Source organism: Bacillus sp. S4, assembly GCF_040838205.1.
GTDB lineage: Bacteria > Bacillota > Bacilli > Bacillales > Bacillaceae_G > Bacillus_A > Bacillus_A cereus_U.
This window is the reverse complement of the sequence record NZ_JBFPJI010000015.1, coordinates 1-18227: the sequence shown is the minus strand read 5'-3', so window position 1 is coordinate 18227 and position 18227 is coordinate 1. Positions and strand designations below refer to the sequence as shown.

Genomic DNA, 18227 nt, shown 5'->3' with positions numbered 1-18227 from the left:
CTCCTTCTCCACAGCCTAATTATTATTTTTGCAAAAACGCCTGTAAATCTGCAAACTGTCTCTTCGCATCTTCATAGCCTTGCTCATATAGATTTTGTAATTTAGCCGTATCCTTTTCCATACGATCTACTTGAAGCGGCACTTCCGGGCGAATAACAAATAAATTACCAGCTTGTTCTTCTTTTTCAATGTAGTGAAGTGTTTCATTATACACTTCATAACGAGCTAGCATCGTGTTAACAAGGTTCGGGTATTTTTTATAAGCTTTCGTTGCAACCCAGCCAAATTTTGATTTTTTCTTTGCGTAACCATGGTTTCTCGTCAAAATAACGACTGATTTTTTAAATCCATCCTCCTGTGCTTTACGAACTGGAATCGGATCAGAAATCCCGCCATCTAACAATTGCTTACCACGGTAATTTACTACTGGTGCAATGAAAGGTAATGAACTAGACGCTTGTAATAAATTTAGCGCATCATCATTCGTTCCCTCTTTTTCAAAATAAACAGACTGTCCTGTTTCACAATCCGTTGTTCCTACAAGAAAGCGTTCGGGACTATTAAAGTATGTTTCAAAATCAAACGGCACATGCTTTTCTGGTATTTCATGAAAAATGAAATCCATATCAAATAACTGACGTTTTCTCCATAAGTTTTTATACGATAAATACTTCGGATGTGATACATAATCAATATTGACCGTTTTGTTTCTATTTCTTTGTCTGGAAAGATACGACGCTGCATGACAAGCACCAGCTGATACACCGACTACATATGGAAAATATAAATCTTGTTCCATAAAGTATTCTAGTATCCCACCAGTATATACACCACGCATACCGCCTCCTTCTAATACTAACCCCGTATTTTCAAGCATGTTATTCTCTCCTCTTTATATACATTGACTCTTTAATTATTCACTATGTTAAGTATCTTTTTCTATTATATATGAGTTCTTTCAGAAATTATATTCAAAAGGCTTGAAAAAAAGAAAAATAGAGACTCCTCAACAATCCAATCTCTATTTTAAGCTCTTTGATCCGCAACGATATGAATATCAATATACTTCGTTTGTCTCATAATTTCATTTACAATAGAGCCTTTTCGTATTTCTTCCCACCGTGTTCTCGCCGATTGTCCGAGTAAAACTTGTGTCACCTGTAGTCTTTTCGCAACTTCAATAATAACATCAGCTGGCTTTCTTCCTTTCGCTTCTTCTAATACAAAGCTCGCCTCAAATTGATTCGTTAGCGATTTCCACTCTTCAATTGTTTGCTTTTTCCCTGCTGAAAGGGAATCTATATTTTCCCTTTCTACATTTAAGACATACAATTCAGCGTTTAACCGATCAGCCATGCGCCAACCTCGCCGTATTAATTTCTCCGCTGTCGAACTATATTGCACACAAACGAGAATTTTTTCCTTCACGCCAATCGGTTCTATAACTGTTTGGCTAATTTTCTCATCCATATCATCTGCAACTTCTCGAAGTGATAATTCCCTTAGTGCCCCTAAATTATTAAGTGTAAAGAAATTTTGTAAGCTTTGTTGAATTTTTTCTTCCTTATATATCTTTCCATCTATTAATCTCTTCCTTAATACTTCCGGTGTTGCATCAACGAGTTGAATTTCATTTGCTTTTTGCAAAATAAAGTCTGGAATACGCTCTCTTACTTTTATATTCGTAATTTGAGCTACAATGTCATGAACACTTTCTAAATGTTGAATATTAAATGCTGATAATACGGATATGCCTGCTTCTAATAATTCTTGTACATCCATATAACGTTTCTTATTTTTAGATCCAGGAATATTACTATGCGCGAGTTCATCCACTACAACTACTTGCGGTGCACGCTTTATAATTCCTTCCACATCAAGCTCACAAAATAACTTTCCTTTATACTGTATTTCTTTTAAAGGGACTTTTTCTAAATCAGCAATCGCTTCTGCTGTCTCTTCCCTCCCATGTGTTTCAATTAAACCAATTACAATATCAATACCATCTTTTTTCATTTCTCTAGCATCATAGAGCATCTTATAACTTTTCCCTACCCCTGGTGCAGCCCCTACGTATAGCTTTAACTTCCCGCGATTTTGCTGACGAATATATTCTAGATACTCTTCTGGCGTCCGCCTTTGAAACGTCGGTTTATAATCATCCGCATACAAAATACTCACACCCTTTCTTTTGAAACAACGCTACCTCAATCCTTTAGATTGAGGTAGCGTTGTTTCTATTTCATTAGTTTCTGTAATTCTAAATTTAACTTTAAGACATTCACGCGATCTTCTCCAAACAAGCCGAGTGCAGCGCCTTCCGTTTGATCCTTAATCAATTGATCTAGCTTTTCTTTCGGAATATTCGTTAATTTCGATATACGATCTACCTGTACAGAAGCCGCCTTTGGACTAATGTCAGGATCAAGCCCTGAACCTGAATTCGTCACTAAATCTATCGGTACTTCTGTAACTGGAACGGTTGGATTTTGTTTCTTCCAGTCTTCAATACTTTTCTCTACTCGTTTCTCTAAATCTGGATTAGACGGTGCATAGTTATTTGAACCAGATGCCTCTGCTTTATATTCTATACTAGAGACGCGTCCATGAAAATAACGTGGATCTGTGAAATTTTGACCGATTAATTTTGAACCAACTATTTCATCCTTATCATTATATATAAGACTTCCATCCGCATTATCCTTCATTACCACTTGCGCAATACCAGTTACAATAAGCGGGTATACGAGGCCACACAAAACTAAAAATGTAAAAGTAATACGAATAATTGGTGATAGTATACTTTGTTTCTTCGCCATCTTTTTCCCCTCTTCCTTATATGAACAAGCCGACGATCATATCAATTACTTTAATTCCAATGAACGGAACGATAACCCCGCCAAGCCCGTAAATGAGTAAGTTTCGGCTAAGCAGCGCATTCGAACTCATCGGCTTATATGCAATACCTTTCATCGCTAGCGGAATGAGTAACGGAATAATAACCGCATTAAATATTAATGCTGATAAGATTGCTGAAAGCGGTGATGTTAATTTCATAATGTTTAATGCTTCCATTTGCGGAATCGCAAGTGTAAACATCGCTGGAATGATTGCGAAGTATTTCGCAATATCATTCGCAATACTAAACGTCGTTAACGCACCACGTGTCATTAACAATTGCTTACCGATTCCTACAACCTCAATAATTTTAGTTGGATTCGAATCTAAATCGATCATATTGGCCGCTTCTTTCGCAGCTGTGGTACCACTATTCATCGCCAATCCAACATCAGCTTGCGCTAACGCCGGGGCATCATTTGTACCATCACCTGTCATTGCTACAAGTTTCCCTTTATCTTGCTCTGCTTTAATAACCGCAATTTTATCTTCTGGTTTACACTCAGCAATGAATTCATCTACCCCTGCTTCTTTCGCAATTGTTGCTGCTGTTAATGGATTATCACCTGTACACATAACCGTTTTAATTCCCATTTGGCGCAATTGTTCAAAACGTTCACGCATACCAGGTTTTACTGTATCCTTTAAATAAATCAAACCGTAAATACGATCATCTACTGCAACTACAAGCGGTGTCCCGCCCTCTTTTGAAATTAAATCTGCTTTTTGATTCACATCTTTCGGAATTGTTCCACCTTGCGATTGAACCCATTCAATAACGGCACCGACAGCACCTTTTCTCACTTTCGTTCCGTCCTGTAAATCAACACCACTCATTCTCGTTTCTGCTTTAAACGGAACAAATTCACCTTGTTCTGCAAGTTCTCTATTATATGATATAGATTTCGTTTGTACATATTCTATAACTGATCGACCTTCTGGCGTTTCGTCTAAAACTGAGCTAATTGCAGCCCATTTTCCTACTTGCTCAATCGTTTCATTTCCTACAGGTAGCAGTGTATGTGCCATCCGGTTCCCGAAAGTAATCGTACCTGTTTTATCTAAAATAATTGTATTAATATCACCCGCAGCTTCTACTGCTTTCCCTGACATTGCTAGCACATTAAATTTTGTCACACGGTCCATTCCAGCAATACCAATCGCTGATAATAACCCACCAATTGTCGTTGGAATTAAACAAACTAACAACGCTACAAGTACAGCTGTATCAATTTGAAACCCTAAATAATTTGTGAAAATCGGCAACGTCACAACAACGATTAAGAAAATAAGAGTTAAACTCGTTAATACTGTATTTAAAGCAATCTCATTCGGCGTTTTTTGACGAGCAGCGCCTTCTACTAATGAAATCATTTTATCAATAAATGATTCACCAGGATTGCTCGTAATTATAATTGTAATCTCATCACTTACGACCATCGTTCCGCCTGTTACGGAACAAAAATCACCGCCCGCCTCTTTTATTACAGGAGCTGATTCCCCTGTAATTGCAGATTCATCTACAGACGCTAATCCTTTAATTACTTCACCATCATTCGGAATCATTTCTCCTTGTTTTACAATAACAACGTCACCTTTTCTCAGATCAGTTGCTGAAACTTGAACAATATCTCCATTTTCTTTTACAACATTTGCAAACACATCTTTCTTCGATTGTTTTAAAGAATCTGCTTGTGCTTTACCACGACCTTCAGCTAACGCTTCTGCAAAGTTAGCAAATAAAACTGTAAATAATAGAATGAGAGAAACTGTTATATTAAACCATCCTGGTACACTATTAGAACTACTTGGAAGAAAGGATAAAATGAACGTAATTATAAAGCCAATTTCCACAATGAACATAATCGGATTCTTTATCATTACTTTCGGATTCAATTTCGCAAAGGATTGTTTCATCGCATGCGTCACGATATCACGATCCAACGTTTTCGCTTGTCTAACCTCATCTTCCACAGCATGTATTTGTGACTGATTTATTTGTTTTTCTTTTACCACTACCGGTCTCATCATTTACCCTCCATTACTTCAATGTAAGAAATTCTGCAATTGGGCCGAGTACTAACATCGGGAAGAATGTTAACGCACCAACAATTACAATCGTTCCGATAAAGATCCCTCCAAATAAACCATTATCTGTACGGAACGTTCCGACTGTTTCTGGCACTACCGTCTTCTCTTTCAATGAAGCTGCCACAGCTAACATTGTAATTAAGCTGAAATAGCGCCCTAAAAACATAACTAAACCAGTTGTAATATTCCAAAACGGTGTATTATCTGCTAATCCTTCAAATCCTGATCCATTATTCGCAGCTGACGATGTATACTCATATACAACTTGCGTTAAACCGTGGAAACCTGAATGAGAAATTGCATCCGTCCCTAAATTTGTTGAAAGAGCTAATGCTGAAAACCCTAAAATAAGTAATGGATGAAATAATATCGTTACCGCAATTAATTTCATTTCCTTACCTTCAATTTTCTTACCTAAAAACTCTGGTGTCCGTCCAACCATTAACCCAGATATAAAGACTGCAATAATTGCATACATGATAATGTTGACAAAGCCTGCTCCAACACCGCCGTATACTGTATTTAACATCATATTTACGAGTGGTACTAAACCACCAATTGGTGTTAATGTATCATGCATCGTATTAACTGCTCCTGTTTCAGCAGCTGTCGTTACTGTTGCGTATAGTGAAGAAAATACTGTTCCAAATCGTACTTCTTTTCCTTCTGTACTTCCTTGTACATGTTCAATACCCATTCCATTTAACGCTGGATTCCCATTTAATTCCGCTGTAGTAATCGTTATAAACCCTAGTAAAAACACCATAAATAGTGAAACGAAAAGGATACGTCCTTGTTTTTTATTTCCTACCATTCGTCCGTACGTAAATGGTAGTGCTGTTGGCAATAACATCATAAGCATCATTTGTAAAATATTACTCATTTGTCCTGGATTTTCGAAAGGATGTGTAGAATTTGCCCCGAAAAATCCACCGCCGTTATTTCCAAGTTCCTTAATGGAAACGAATGATGCAACTGGACCACGCAAAATACTTTGCTTCGCACCATCAATTGTTTGTGCTGTAACTGCCCCGTCTAACGTTTGTGGTACACCAAGTGCGACAAAGACTAGCGCTGCAATAAATGCGATAGGAAGAAAAACTCTCGTTAATGCTCTCGTAAAATCAACGAAAAAGTTACCGAGTTCTTTTCCAGCGAGTCCTCTAATAAAAGCCATAACAAGTGCTAACGTCGTTGCTGGTGCCGCAAACATTAAAAATGTAATCCCGATTAATTGTGATAAATAAGATAAACCATTTTCACCGCTATAATGCTGTAAGTTTGTATCAGCCATAAAACTAATCGCTGTATTAAAAGCCAGCGTAGGCTCCATTCCTTCAATATGTGCTGGATTTAGCGGCAGCACACCTTGTAATCTGAAAATGAAATATACGACAACAATCATGAATCCATTGAGTAAAACTAATGATAATGCGTACTGTTTCCACGTTTGATTGTATGCTTTTACACCCGTAATTTTAAAAATAAGTTTTTCAAAAGGCCCGAATACTTTATCTAGCGTTTTGCTACCTTGAAAGGCTTTCTCTAAATAAATCCCCGTTGGCTTTGCTACTAAAATAAACAAGAGCATTGTAATAACGACTGCAACCCAAATCATAATGAATGATTCCCCCTAATTAAAACTTTTCTGGATTTAATAATGCGTACACTAAGTACACCGTAATCGCTGCAACAATAACCGATAAGGCAATCATCATGATTGCTTCCCTTCTTTCACAACTTTATCTGACCAACTTGCAAGACTTGCCATCGATGCGACTAACCCAACAAAAATACCGATCATTACAACATCTAACATAACTACCCCTCGCTTTTGTTAAATTTTACCATCTAGTTATCAAAAAAAGAACACTAAGCTCTACTTAGTGTTCGAAACGAACAACACAAAGTAAACCTCCTCTCTAAACGCTTACGAGGTTAGCTGTCGGATTCGGGCCTAAAGAGTAGCCCTACTTTCAAAATTGAAAGATTCACCCCAAGTGACAATGCACAAAATTGGTTCCCCCGCTCCATTTCTGGAACTCAGCGATTTTAGGTTTTTTTTGGAAATTTTACGAATGATTTATGAGAGTAAATATACTCCTCTAAATTTAACTTGTAAAGGGGTAAATTACTGAAAATAAGAAAATATCCATCTATTTAAGCGTTTACATTACGTGTTATTAATATTCTTTCATCTGTTTTCTTGTCTTTTCTTTCTTTTTCATAAAAATGATCCTTTAAATACGAAATAAAAAGAGCGAATTACATGAAGTGCATAGCTTGTTGCACTCAGCATTCGCTCTTTTTTCATTCAACCTTTATTCTCCACGCAAAAAAGCACGCAAATTTCTCCCTCGAATATAAACTTGTGATAATTCCGCATGTAACTGCTCATATTCGGTAATATCCGCCTCTAAATACAAAACATCTTTTGATGGTAATATAATATATGGACCTGGAAAAAGAGGATCGAGCACTACCAATTCGTGAACTCTCTCTACCGATATCGCCCAACGATTCGCTATATCTCCTAGTAACAACACTTTCATCTTCATTTCCCCCACCTTATTCAAAAAATAAAAAAGAAATATTATCACAGTTCGTAAACACTACAAATTTAGCTCCAATTGTTTCATAGAGCCTGGCCGGATAGCGTTTATTCTTTGTAACAACAGTAATAGGCGCTTGAAAAGAAAAACGAATGCGTTCTGTGAAAAAGCTAACTATCGGAAGCTCATCCCCTAGTAAAATTACCTTCTTAATACGCTCGCAAATACTAGTAAAATCCTGCTCCTTATTACAGCTATAAGTCCAATCAAATCCACAATTTCTAACTTGATCTGCTATCTCTTCATTTGCTGTAAAAATAATTAACTCATGCTGAAATGCTGCTAGCTCTCTTAAACTCTTTACCTTATTTTCTTCTCCAACGCAAATAAGCGTTAATTCCATGTACCTCATCCTCCTTAGCATAAAAGAACTCAAACATAGATTGATATTCTCCTATACTAATCAGACCGACGAAGTGATATATCCATCATGGCACCGCCCTCTCTCAAGACGCTTACGAAGTTAGCTGTCGGATTCGGACTTTGAGAGTAGCCCTACTTTCAAAATTGAAAGATTCACCCCTAGTGACAACGCACAAATTGGTTCCTCCGCTCCATAAATTTGGACTCAGCATATTACAAAAATGTATTCTGGCTGATATATTACTCCTGTGTTTGGAAAAAGTAAACAGAAAAAAGCCAGTTGTAAAACTGGCTTTTCCATTCTTTATGCTTATGCTTTATTCAATTTGTACGCAAAATGATTCGTCGGCCCATGACCACTTCCAATATTCAACGGCTCTTCAATCGCTATACTAATAAATCGTTTTGCCTCTTGAACTGCCTCTTCAATTGAATACCCTTTAGCAAGTCCTGCTGTAACTGCAGACGCAAATGTACATCCGCTTCCGTGCGTTTGCTTCGAAGGAATTCGTTCACTTCTAAATTCAATAAACTCTTCTCCATCAAAGAGTAAATCAATTACTTCATTACCTTGATATTCTGCATGTCCGCCCTTCATAAGCACATATTTAGCACCTAATTCGTGCAATACTTTCGCAGCTTCTTTACTATCTTCTATATTTTGAATCTCCATCCCAGTTAACACTTCTGCTTCCGGAACATTCGGTGTTACAACAGTTGCTACTGGTAATAAATATTCCTTTAATGCTTGTACTGCTTCTTGTTGTAATAATGATGCTCCGCCTTTTGCAATCATAACAGGATCTAGTACAATATTATTCCAGCCAAATTTCTTAATATGTTCTGCAACGATTTGAATAATTTCACTACTAAATAGCATCCCTAGTTTCACAGCATCTGGTGTTAAATCTGTACCAATTGAATTCAACTGTTCCGTAATTCCTTCTAAAGAAACAGGATATACCCCTTGAACGCCAAGCGTATTTTGAGCAGTAATTGCTGTAATAGCCGTCATTCCATACACACCAAGCTCTTGGAAAGTTTTTAAATCTGCTTGAATTCCAGCGCCGCCTCCGCTATCAGATCCTGCAATCGTTAAAGCTTTATTCACTTTCATCCCACTCATCCTTTTCTATCCAAAATAGCGATGATAAATTGTTTTCGCTTCACTTATATCTTTCGTTCCATGCACAAGTACACGACCATCTTTGAAAGCAACTAATCTCTTTTCTTCAACAGAAAATGATAATAAATATGGATTTACATTCAAATCATTCACGCGATTATTCAGCAATTCTTTATATTGCTCAAAATTCATTTCTTCTTTATGAGGTGGTCTAATTTGAACTGTATTTCTCCCGCATAACACTGCTGTTTTTGAAGTGTTTTCTTTATTTAAATACGGATATAACGCTTGCTCACCACACGATAGACAATTATGTTTACGAAGCTTTTGCACATTCATACATGAATACTCATTTTTCCATACATCAAATGATACAAGCCCCTCTCGAAGCGAGTCATAATCTTCTACTAACAGTTTAAGTGTTTCCGTTACTTGATGAGAAACGACAAGAGATACAGCAGGTGATATAATCCCCGCTGTATCACATGTCGCTCCACCAAGCGGAATCGATTGTAATAAACAAGATAAACATGGCGTTTTGCCTGGAATAATAGTATAAGAAAGACCGTAACTTCCTACACATGCCCCGTAAACCCATGGAATAGAATATTTTTGCGATATATCATTCACAATGAAACGCGTTTCGAAATTATCAGTCGCATCGATAATTACATCAACATTTGTAACGAGTTCTTCTAACTCTTCAGCCGTTACATCTTGAACGAGAGCTTCTACTCTTACTTCACTATTAATCTCTTCTAGACGTTTTTTTGCCGCCACAGCCTTCGGAAGGTTATTCTCTACATCACTCTCTGCATACAATTGCTGTCTTTGTAAATTACTCCAATCCACATAATCGCGGTCAACAATTGTCACCTTACCAACGCCAGCTCTTACAAACATCTCTGCATTTGCACTACCTAATGCACCTGCACCGATAATAAGTACATGCTTTTCTCTTATCTTTTGTTGTCCTTCTCCCCCAATTGGAGAAAATAGTTCTTGGCGAGAATATCGATTATTCAACTACGCTCATTCCTTCTAAAGGACTACTTGCCGTTGCACAACGTTTACGTGCAATACGGCCTGCTTCAAAGCCTATCCGCCCTGCCTCAATACCTAATTTCATTGCGTATGCCATTTTAATAGGATCTTTTGCCCCCGACACAGCCGTATTTAATAACACACCATCTGCTCCTAATTCCATCGCAAATGCCGCATCAGCTGGGCTACCAATACCAGCATCCACGATAACTGGTACTGTCGCTTGTTCAATAATAAAACTTAAATTTAATGGATTTACAATACCAAGTCCTGAACCAATCGGTGATGCACCTGGCATAATGGCATGCACGCCAAGTTCTTGTAATTTACGCGCTAATACAACATCATCAGATGTGTACGGTAGAACGATAAATCCTTCTTCAAGTAACATTTCAGATGCTTTTAACGTTTCTACCGGATCAGGTAATAACGTTCTATCATCACCAATAACTTCTACTTTTATCATGTCACAAAGTCCAGAAGCTTTTGCTAATTTCGCAATTCGAACAGCTTCTTCAGCATTTTTTGCTCCTGCTGTATTTGGTAATAACGTATATTTTTTCACATCAAGTTTCTCTAATAAATTAGGTTGCTTCGCATCAAATATATCCATGCGACGTACTGCGAATGTTAAAATTTCAGCCTCAGAAACGTCAATTGCTTTTTGCTGTACATCAAAATCAGAGAATTTCCCTGTTCCTAATAAAAGTCTAGAATGAAATGAAAATGGTCCAATGTTTAACATAATCAACCGCCTCCTACGAAAGTTACAATCTCAATTTGGTCTCCATCAAAAACTGATGTATCTTTATGATCATCTTTTTGTAAAATATCTTTATTACGTTCTACTACAACAATTCTGTTATCTAACTCTAAATGTGTAAGTAGCCCAGCTACTGTTTTTACACTCTCTGGTACTTCAATTTGGTTACCATTAATTTTTAAATTCAAACTTCCATCCCCTTTCTAAACCATTTTAGAAAGCAATGAATCTAGCAGATGATTCTCCTGCTTTCCTTCTATTAAATCAGCCATATACTGACCCGAAACAGGACTTAATAAAATACCGTTTCGATAATGTCCAGTACAAGCATATAAACCTTTTATTTCTTCATGCTCTCCCATATAAGGAGCTTCATGATTCGATTGTGGCCTTAATCCTGCCCATGTACTTTCCCACTCTGCTTCTTTTAAAGCAGGCAATATCGTATAAGCACGCTCTAATATGGAAGTAATACTTTCTGGTTGTACAGATTTATTGAACGTATGAGGCTTCATCGTTGCCCCAATCACATAACGGCCACCGCGCTTCGGCGTAATATAAAATCGCTCTTGGAAAATAGGAGCTTTCAAGAGAGGTTTCCTGCTTCTTACTGCAACAACCTCTCCCTTAACAGGATATGTACCCCAATCACTATGGAAATAATGTAGTAATTTCGTACTCCATGACCCTCCAGCGATAACGACTTTTTCGCATGTGATTACACCTTCACTCGTAACAATCCCAGTCACTTTATTATTCTCAATACGAATATCAAACACTTCTGTTTGTTCATATATGTCAGCTCCAGAAAATGCCGCGGAATGCGCGAATGCTTTCGTAAGCTCTGGTGCAATAACGTGACCATCTTTCGGATAATATACCGCTCCTATAATTGACTCGGATAGAAACGGCTCTTTTTCCCGTAAATGGTCCCCCGTTAGAAAATAGGAATCTTCACCTGTTTTCTGTTGCCAATCCATAATATGAAGAATTCTTTCCTTCTCATCTTCATTTTGGGCAATGCGATAAATGCCTTTTTCCTCATACCCAATATCGATGCCTGTCTTTTCACGTAAAACTTCTGCAAGTTGTGGAAATATAGCACGGCTTTCTCTAGCAAGCTCAAACAGCGGATCATATTCATCCCATTCTGCCTGAACACCGAGCAAACCAGCAGCTGCTTTCGAAGCTTCAGATGCGATTCTTTGTTTCTCTATAATCGCTACTTTATGCCCTCTTTCTGCTAGAAAGTGTGCAACTGAGCTACCAATTACACCTCCGCCAATAATCGCTACATCATACTTCTTACACATGTTTTTCCGCCCACTTTCTTATTGATTCCTTATAAGATTTTGCTCTGCTATACGGATTACTACTGCTTATAATCCCGGACATAACAGCAATGCCACTTACTTCACTTGCAAGAACATCCCTTGTATTTTCAGGAGTAATTCCTCCAATAGCTATAATCGGTATCGATAAGCTCTTTGCAATGTCCGAAATTTCCTCTAACCCTCTCGCCGGCACACCTTTTTTGCACTCTGTTGGGAATACATGACCATAAACGAGCGAATCAGCCCCATTCTTAAAAGCCTCTATCGCTTCTTCTAAAGAATGTACGGAATAACCAACATGCAAATACGAAAACTTTTCTTTCACTGACCTTACATCTGTACTTCGATACCCTAGCTGTACACGCGGGACATTTAATAAAACAGCAATATCAATTCGGTCATTTATAACAAGTTTAGATGCCGGAAAGCCTTTTTTTAAAAGGCTTTCCACCCCTTCATATAATTCCTTCGTACTTTTCTCACGCTCACGAATATGCAAATAATCAATCTCACTCTCAATTTGCATCGCTACATTCACTAACTCTTCGAACGGCATATGGCCATTTGAGATTACGTGGAGCTCATTTTTCATATTCATTCGCCTACTTTAAAATATTTTCGAATAACTCATCAGCTGGAACACTTTCTTTCGTCATTCCTTTGTCTTTCAGCCATTTATTTTGTTTCTCCCAAGACTCTTTTGAATCTGATAAGAATGGCTCATCTTTCGTTTCCATCTTCTCTAATAAAATTTTCATACTTTCTTTTTCAACTTCTGGCACAAGCGGGAAGTTTTCTTTTTCTTGGTGATTTAATAAAATATTTAATGCTTCATCCGGATTTTTCTTCATGAAATCATATCCTTTTTTCGCACCACGTAAAAAGGCCTGTAATGCTTCTTTATCCTTTTTCAAAGTTTTATCACCTGTTACAAATACAAGTTCATGATAATTCGGTACACCGTAATCAGCTGGATTAAAGTACGCCGGCTCATGACCCTCATGACGCATAACAGGTACTTCATGGTTAATGTATGCTCCTGTTACAGCATCTACTTTTTTCGTAATTAACGCTGGCACTAAATCAAAGCCTACATCAACTACTTTCACTGTATCTGGATTACCACCAGCTTCTTTTACCATCGTTTTTAAATACATCTCACTTAAAGGTGTTCCAGAATATCCAACTGTTTTTCCTTCTAAATCTTTCGGTGATTGAATGCCTGCTGATTTCAGCGATACGACATGATTTAACGGTGAACGCACGACAGCTCCAATTGATTTCACTGGAATTTGTTCATTTGCTCTAGCCATAACAACATCTGGCTGATAATACAAGCCAACTGTCACTTTTCCTGCTGCAGCTAACGTTAATGGATCAGTCGGATTAGAAGGGAATTTAATATTTACCTTTACTCCTTCTTCTTTAAAGTAGCCTTTTTCAATGGCTGCATAAATAAAGCTATGCACCGCATTTGGATACCAATCAAGCATGACCGTTATTTCTTTCTCTTTTTTACTCTTATCTGATGCTGAATTACTCGAGCACCCTGCAATCATTGCAACTAATAATGTAAACACAAAGATGCGTTTTAATAATTTCATGAATATTTCCTCCAACTAATGAATTTCTTTTCTAATATAGAAATAAGTATGACGAAAAAAATAGCTAATAATGATAACAATACAATTGGTGCAAATACACCAGCTCCGTCTAACTGCGTCATCATTCTTTTACTGAAATATCCAAGCCCAGCTTGTGCACCGAGCCATTCTCCAATTGCTGCCCCGATAACACTAAGCGGAACTGCAATTTTTAACGCTGAGAAAAAGTAAGGAAGAGCAGATGGCAACTTTAGCTTTAGAAAAATATCTTTTTTTGTTGCACCATACGTAACTAAGAGCTCCTCCCATTCTTTCTTCGTACTACGCAGTCCATCATACGTATTTACCGCAATTGGGAAAAACGTAATTAAGACAGTGACAACAACCTTGCTCCAAATGGTATATCCAAACCATAAAACAAATAGTGGCGCAAGTGCTGTAATCGGGATTGTTTGAGAAGCTACTAATAATGGATAAAATGCTCTTTCCATCCACGTACTCGCATTCATTAACATTGCTAGCCCTACGCCCAGTACGATAGAAATAACAACGCCTATTAAAACGACGTACAACGTTGCAGGTAAATGAACGGTAAATAATATATCTTTCAGCGCCCATATCTTCATTACAATTGCAGAAGGTGATGGCAAAATGTACATCTCATCTACAATTCTTGCGCCTACTTCCCATAGAGCAAGTAAAATTCCACTTAATATGAGGGCAGGTAATAACTCCTTCAAGCGATTCATCATACGAGTACCTGCCTTTGTAACATACTAAGGATCTCTTCTTTAAGCGCTAACACTTCAGGCTTATATAAATCTTTTCTTGTTCGGTTACGATCAAGCGGCACAATTCGCTCAGTTAAAGTTGCTATCGGTTGATTTTCTACAACCAAAATTCGATTAGAAAGAAACAATGCTTCTTCAACATCATGAGTGATAAATAAAATTGTTTTTTCCCACTCTTTCCATTGTTCAAACAACCATTCTTGCAAAGATGCCTTCGTTAAAGCGTCCAATGCACTAAAAGGTTCATCTAACAATAATATCTCCCCGCCTGTTAATAAAGTTCGGATAAAAGATACGCGTTGCCTCATACCACCAGATAAATCTTTCGGATATTTTTTCTCGTACCCTTGTAAACCAAATTTATGTAACAGTTCTTTCGCTTTTACTTGTGCTTCTTTCTTCTCCACACCTTGGCACTCTAGCGGTAAAGCCGCATTCTCAATAATCGTCCTCCACGGCAAGAGCATATCTTTTTGGGGCATATACCCTACAGGATGACTCTTTGTTTCTGTCAGCTCTATCTGTCCAGTACTTGCCTCTTCTAAGCCTGTAATAAGGCGAAACAAAGTACTTTTCCCGCACCCACTCGGTCCGATAATACTTACAAACTCTTTATCTTGTATAGAAGCATTTAATTCATCGATGATTGGTTTCTCATCATAATGAAAGGAAACATTATGAAACTGTAGTATGTTCTTGCTCCTCAAAACCCCACATCTCCTTACGATAAGCCATATCCCAGAATAAATATTCAAATCGGCTGGAATATAAGAAAATCTCCTCTAATCGATCTAGCTCTTTCTCTGACTTTCCAACTGCCATTTCATTTAATAAATCTATTAACCAAATACAAAGGTTACCGTATTCTTCAGAACTATATCCTTGAATCCACTCTCCAAAGAACTCATGATCTCTTGCTCCAGGAATATCATTTAAACGCTTTCCAATCTCCCAATAGCTCCACATACATGGAAGTAAAGCTGATATTAATTCTGCAAGTGTGCCATTTTGAGATACAGACATCATGTAATTTGTATAGGCTAAATTTTTAGCAGATGGTTTCGCAGATTCCATCTCTTGTGCAGAAATGCCAAGTCTTTTTGCATATTGTTTATGAATCGTCATTTCACCATTTAAAATCCCATCAATTTGCTCTGCAAATTTTGCCATCACTTGTGGATTCGTTGCCTTTACAACCCCAATTGCATATAGCTTTGCATAATCTAACAAATATAAATAATCTTGAATAATATAGTACTGGAATTTGTCTTTTTCCAACGTACCATCCCCCATACCTACTACAAACGGATGATTATGACTTTTCTCCCAAACAGGCTGCACCGTATCAAATAATCTTTCACAAAATTTCATTAATAATTCCCCTTCCTATATATCTATTTATCTCAATAAAAAAACCACTTCTGTATATAAGAAGTGGTTACAGCAAATAAAATTATAATTTATTCGTTGTTCCACTTCCCTTCGCTAGTATTATCTAGATCAGGTGTTGTAAGGGTTAAGGATTATTCCTCTCTCAGCACGAAAAGCACCCCTAGTGGTGTTAATATGAAATTTTCAAATAAAAAAGCCCCATTTCTATACGCAAAGAAACGGGGACTCATTGTTAGTGTCCGAATTGCTTCCCTACGCTAGCATAATCTAGATCAGGTAATAAAAAGGATCAAGGGCTTACGGCCCTACTCTCAGCTGGCAACACCAGCCCTCCTAGCAAACTATAAAATTATCACTGTCAGTATAACACCGCCATAAGACATCATCAACTGTTTTAATTTTCTTAATTGCGAATTAAATATTAACGTGTTAAACAAATATAAATGCGACCCCACAAATGATATATACAATATTTATATACGAATCTCTCTTCTAACATTATTTTTATTGATTTCATATTACATTTATGTGAATACGACCAATATATTATATCTTTATACTATAATAAAATTACAACTATACAACTAGAGGAGGTCTTTATTACATGAATATGAAAGCTACAGCTTTAACAGCAACTACTATCGCAATTGCTTCTTTACTTCCTTCTATGGGAGAATCCGATATACAAACAGCGGCTGCTAAGCAACCATCTACAGTAAAAACTGGATATGTAAAAATTGACAACGTTGCACTACATCAAAATAACCATGCAGACAGTGCAATAATTGATAACATTCGATTTAATAGCCCTGTTACTATTCTTGAGACAACTCAAGGTTGGTATAAAGTATCTGTTAACAACAAAACAGGCTATATGAAAAAGGATGCAATTCTATTCAAAAAAAATGTTCAACCAAAAAATCAATATATCGTAAATGCAAACGCATTAAACGTTCGTTCTGAACCTAATACAGAGTCTTCTATTCTAGATATATTACCAAATGGTCAATTCATTACCATTCAAGGTGAACAAGGGGATTGGTACAAAATATTACATAACGGTCAAATTGGATACGTACAAAAAACATTTGTATCTAATGGATCCACACCTCTAGTAAAAGGTGTAACTGTACAAGGTTCTCCTTCTTATACTGTTGCAACACCAAAATTAAATGTACGTAGCAATGCTAGTACAAGTAGCACTCTACTTGGCTCATTACAAAATGGTACACAAGTACAAGTAGTAGAAACGGTAGGTACTTGGTATAAAATTCGTTTTGGCACAGGATACGGATATGTAGCGAAACACTATGTAGTGCAAAATCAAAGTCAAGCACAAGCTAAAACAGCTCAACCTGCATCAATTCCAGCAGTTTTCAAATTCCCTACTCAAGGGAAAATCAGCTCCACTTTTGATATGCGCTGGGAGCAAATGCATTATGGTATAGATATAGCAGCACAAGGAAATGTCTCTATTCAAGCTGCTGCTGCGGGTAAGGTTGTGAAATCTTATTATTCGGCTAGCTACGGCAATGTCGTGTTCATCGCCCATCAAATAAATGGGAAATTATATACAACAGTTTATGCTCATATGAAGGATCGCACTGTACAAGCTGGTGATCAAGTACAAACTGGACAATTAGTAGGTCATATGGGAAACACAGGTCATTCATACGGGCAACATCTCCATTTTGAATTACATAATGGGGAATGGAATTTTGAAAAAACAAATGCAGTAAACCCACTGCCATATTTAGTTAGGTAAATTATATGCCACGCAATATACCTCTCTTTATTGAATACCTGGCCTTTTTAGGTTTAATCTGTTGTTTAATCATTTATAATACGAACACTGTATTCTTATCTATTATTATTGCTTTTGTTGCTTTAGAAATCATTATGGAAGCATTACAAATGCGGCTAAAACAAAAAATTGCCCATATTTATAATGCAATTTTTCTTTTGAGTGCTCTTATAACAAATATAATTAATAATGGTTTTTATTTATCTACCGTACTTCCTGTATTCTTTATAGGTGTTTTATTATTCATAGCTAGATACGTTCATGTTCCTAATAACCAAAAACATGAACAAGAAGCTTAGAAAGAGGAGACACTGTGTACCCATCTTTCAAAGATAATCCAATGAAATATATATTGAATTTATATGAAAAAATGAATACTTTTTTTGGTATACAAGGAAGTTATAC

General features: G+C 37.0%; 21 protein-coding genes and 4 riboswitches. Of the genes, 2 read left to right on the top strand and 19 right to left on the bottom strand.

The annotated features are described in order from the left end of the window. Positions 1 to 22 precede the first annotated feature (22 nt). From AB3X48_RS03990 to tenA, 19 genes are all read right to left on the bottom strand, one after another. Complete coding sequence (locus tag AB3X48_RS03990) at positions 23 to 877, bottom strand: patatin-like phospholipase family protein (RefSeq protein ID WP_078179816.1); 855 nt, start codon at positions 875 to 877, stop codon at positions 23 to 25. Between the two features lie 149 nt (positions 878 to 1026). Beyond that, on the bottom strand, positions 1027 to 2181 hold the full coding sequence (gene kdpDN, locus AB3X48_RS03985; RefSeq protein WP_088099630.1) for a KdpD-like non-kinase potassium sensor: 1155 nt from the start codon (positions 2179 to 2181) through the stop codon (positions 1027 to 1029). Positions 2182 to 2237: 56 nt separating this feature from the next. Continuing rightward, entirely contained in the window at positions 2238 to 2819 is a 582-nt protein-coding gene (kdpC, locus tag AB3X48_RS03980; protein WP_088099631.1) for a K(+)-transporting ATPase subunit C, read from the bottom strand. A gap of 16 nt (positions 2820 to 2835) precedes the next feature. After that, positions 2836 to 4926 (bottom strand): potassium-transporting ATPase subunit KdpB, encoded by a 2091-nt coding sequence (kdpB, locus tag AB3X48_RS03975; RefSeq protein ID WP_016103764.1) that lies wholly within the window; start codon positions 4924 to 4926, stop codon positions 2836 to 2838. A 13-nt stretch (positions 4927 to 4939) separates the two neighbouring features. After that, on the bottom strand, positions 4940 to 6607 hold the full coding sequence (kdpA, locus tag AB3X48_RS03970) for a potassium-transporting ATPase subunit KdpA (RefSeq protein WP_016103763.1): 1668 nt from the start codon (positions 6605 to 6607) through the stop codon (positions 4940 to 4942). Between the two features lie 19 nt (positions 6608 to 6626). Then, positions 6627 to 6707 carry a K(+)-transporting ATPase subunit F gene (gene kdpF / locus AB3X48_RS03965; RefSeq protein WP_000972378.1) on the bottom strand — a complete coding sequence of 27 codons (81 nt, stop codon included), beginning with the start codon at positions 6705 to 6707 and terminating at the stop codon, positions 6627 to 6629. Further along, a complete protein-coding gene (locus AB3X48_RS03960) occupies positions 6704 to 6808 on the bottom strand; it encodes a SipW-dependent-type signal peptide-containing protein (protein ID WP_000887888.1) in 105 nt (34 codons plus the stop codon). Before AB3X48_RS03960 ends, kdpF begins: the two co-directional genes overlap by 4 nt. Before the next feature lie 94 nt (positions 6809 to 6902). After that, a riboswitch (cyclic di-AMP (ydaO/yuaA leader) is annotated at positions 6903 to 7048 on the bottom strand. A gap of 262 nt (positions 7049 to 7310) precedes the next feature. Beyond that, the gene (locus AB3X48_RS03955; protein ID WP_016101779.1) at positions 7311 to 7541 is read right to left on the bottom strand and encodes a hypothetical protein; all 231 of its coding nucleotides are present in this window, start codon (positions 7539 to 7541) and stop codon (positions 7311 to 7313) included. 16 nt (positions 7542 to 7557) lie between these two features. Then, positions 7558 to 7944, bottom strand: a complete 387-nt coding sequence (locus AB3X48_RS03950; protein ID WP_133059537.1) for a hypothetical protein — start codon at positions 7942 to 7944, stop codon at positions 7558 to 7560. A gap of 93 nt (positions 7945 to 8037) precedes the next feature. Continuing rightward, a riboswitch (cyclic di-AMP (ydaO/yuaA leader) is annotated at positions 8038 to 8185 on the bottom strand. A gap of 89 nt (positions 8186 to 8274) precedes the next feature. Next, positions 8275 to 9090 carry a bifunctional hydroxymethylpyrimidine kinase/phosphomethylpyrimidine kinase gene (thiD, locus tag AB3X48_RS03945; protein ID WP_078174074.1) on the bottom strand — a complete coding sequence of 272 codons (816 nt, stop codon included), beginning with the start codon at positions 9088 to 9090 and terminating at the stop codon, positions 8275 to 8277. Positions 9091 to 9096: 6 nt separating this feature from the next. Next, the gene (locus AB3X48_RS03940; RefSeq protein WP_002201723.1) at positions 9097 to 10116 is read right to left on the bottom strand and encodes a thiazole biosynthesis adenylyltransferase ThiF; all 1020 of its coding nucleotides are present in this window, start codon (positions 10114 to 10116) and stop codon (positions 9097 to 9099) included. Then, positions 10109 to 10879: a thiazole synthase gene (thiG, locus tag AB3X48_RS03935; protein ID WP_002201724.1), complete on the bottom strand. Its 771-nt coding sequence runs from the start codon at positions 10877 to 10879 to the stop codon at positions 10109 to 10111. Before thiG ends, AB3X48_RS03940 begins: the two co-directional genes overlap by 8 nt. Positions 10880 to 10881: 2 nt before the next feature. Further along, positions 10882 to 11085 (bottom strand): sulfur carrier protein ThiS, encoded by a 204-nt coding sequence (gene thiS, locus AB3X48_RS03930; protein ID WP_016103759.1) that lies wholly within the window; start codon positions 11083 to 11085, stop codon positions 10882 to 10884. Between the two features lie 15 nt (positions 11086 to 11100). Continuing rightward, complete coding sequence (gene thiO, locus AB3X48_RS03925) at positions 11101 to 12210, bottom strand: glycine oxidase ThiO (RefSeq protein WP_016103758.1); 1110 nt, start codon at positions 12208 to 12210, stop codon at positions 11101 to 11103. Continuing rightward, positions 12203 to 12823, bottom strand: coding sequence for a thiazole tautomerase TenI (tenI, locus tag AB3X48_RS03920; protein ID WP_016103757.1), 621 nt, complete (start codon positions 12821 to 12823; stop codon positions 12203 to 12205). Before tenI ends, thiO begins: the two co-directional genes overlap by 8 nt. A 10-nt stretch (positions 12824 to 12833) precedes the next feature. After that, on the bottom strand, positions 12834 to 13835 hold the full coding sequence (locus AB3X48_RS03915) for an ABC transporter substrate-binding protein (RefSeq protein WP_002159238.1): 1002 nt from the start codon (positions 13833 to 13835) through the stop codon (positions 12834 to 12836). Beyond that, entirely contained in the window at positions 13832 to 14584 is a 753-nt protein-coding gene (locus tag AB3X48_RS03910; RefSeq protein WP_016103756.1) for an ABC transporter permease, read from the bottom strand. The genes AB3X48_RS03915 and AB3X48_RS03910 overlap by 4 nt, the downstream gene beginning before the upstream one ends. After that, positions 14584 to 15333 carry an ABC transporter ATP-binding protein gene (locus AB3X48_RS03905; protein WP_002159240.1) on the bottom strand — a complete coding sequence of 250 codons (750 nt, stop codon included), beginning with the start codon at positions 15331 to 15333 and terminating at the stop codon, positions 14584 to 14586. Before AB3X48_RS03905 ends, AB3X48_RS03910 begins: the two co-directional genes overlap by 1 nt. Continuing rightward, positions 15302 to 15997, bottom strand: coding sequence for a thiaminase II (gene tenA, locus AB3X48_RS03900; RefSeq protein WP_002159241.1), 696 nt, complete (start codon positions 15995 to 15997; stop codon positions 15302 to 15304). Before tenA ends, AB3X48_RS03905 begins: the two co-directional genes overlap by 32 nt. 89 nt (positions 15998 to 16086) lie before the next feature. Further along, positions 16087 to 16190, bottom strand: a riboswitch (TPP riboswitch). 60 nt (positions 16191 to 16250) lie between these two features. Further along, a riboswitch (TPP riboswitch) is annotated at positions 16251 to 16363 on the bottom strand. A gap of 259 nt (positions 16364 to 16622) precedes the next feature. On the opposite strand from tenA, the gene AB3X48_RS03895 reads away from it, so the two are divergent. Both AB3X48_RS03895 and AB3X48_RS03890 read left to right on the top strand, forming a co-directional pair. Beyond that, positions 16623 to 17783 (top strand): SH3 domain-containing protein, encoded by a 1161-nt coding sequence (locus AB3X48_RS03895; protein WP_016103755.1) that lies wholly within the window; start codon positions 16623 to 16625, stop codon positions 17781 to 17783. Between the two features lie 5 nt (positions 17784 to 17788). Continuing rightward, complete coding sequence (locus AB3X48_RS03890) at positions 17789 to 18121, top strand: hypothetical protein (RefSeq protein ID WP_002159243.1); 333 nt, start codon at positions 17789 to 17791, stop codon at positions 18119 to 18121. The last annotated feature ends 106 nt before the right edge of the window (positions 18122 to 18227 follow it).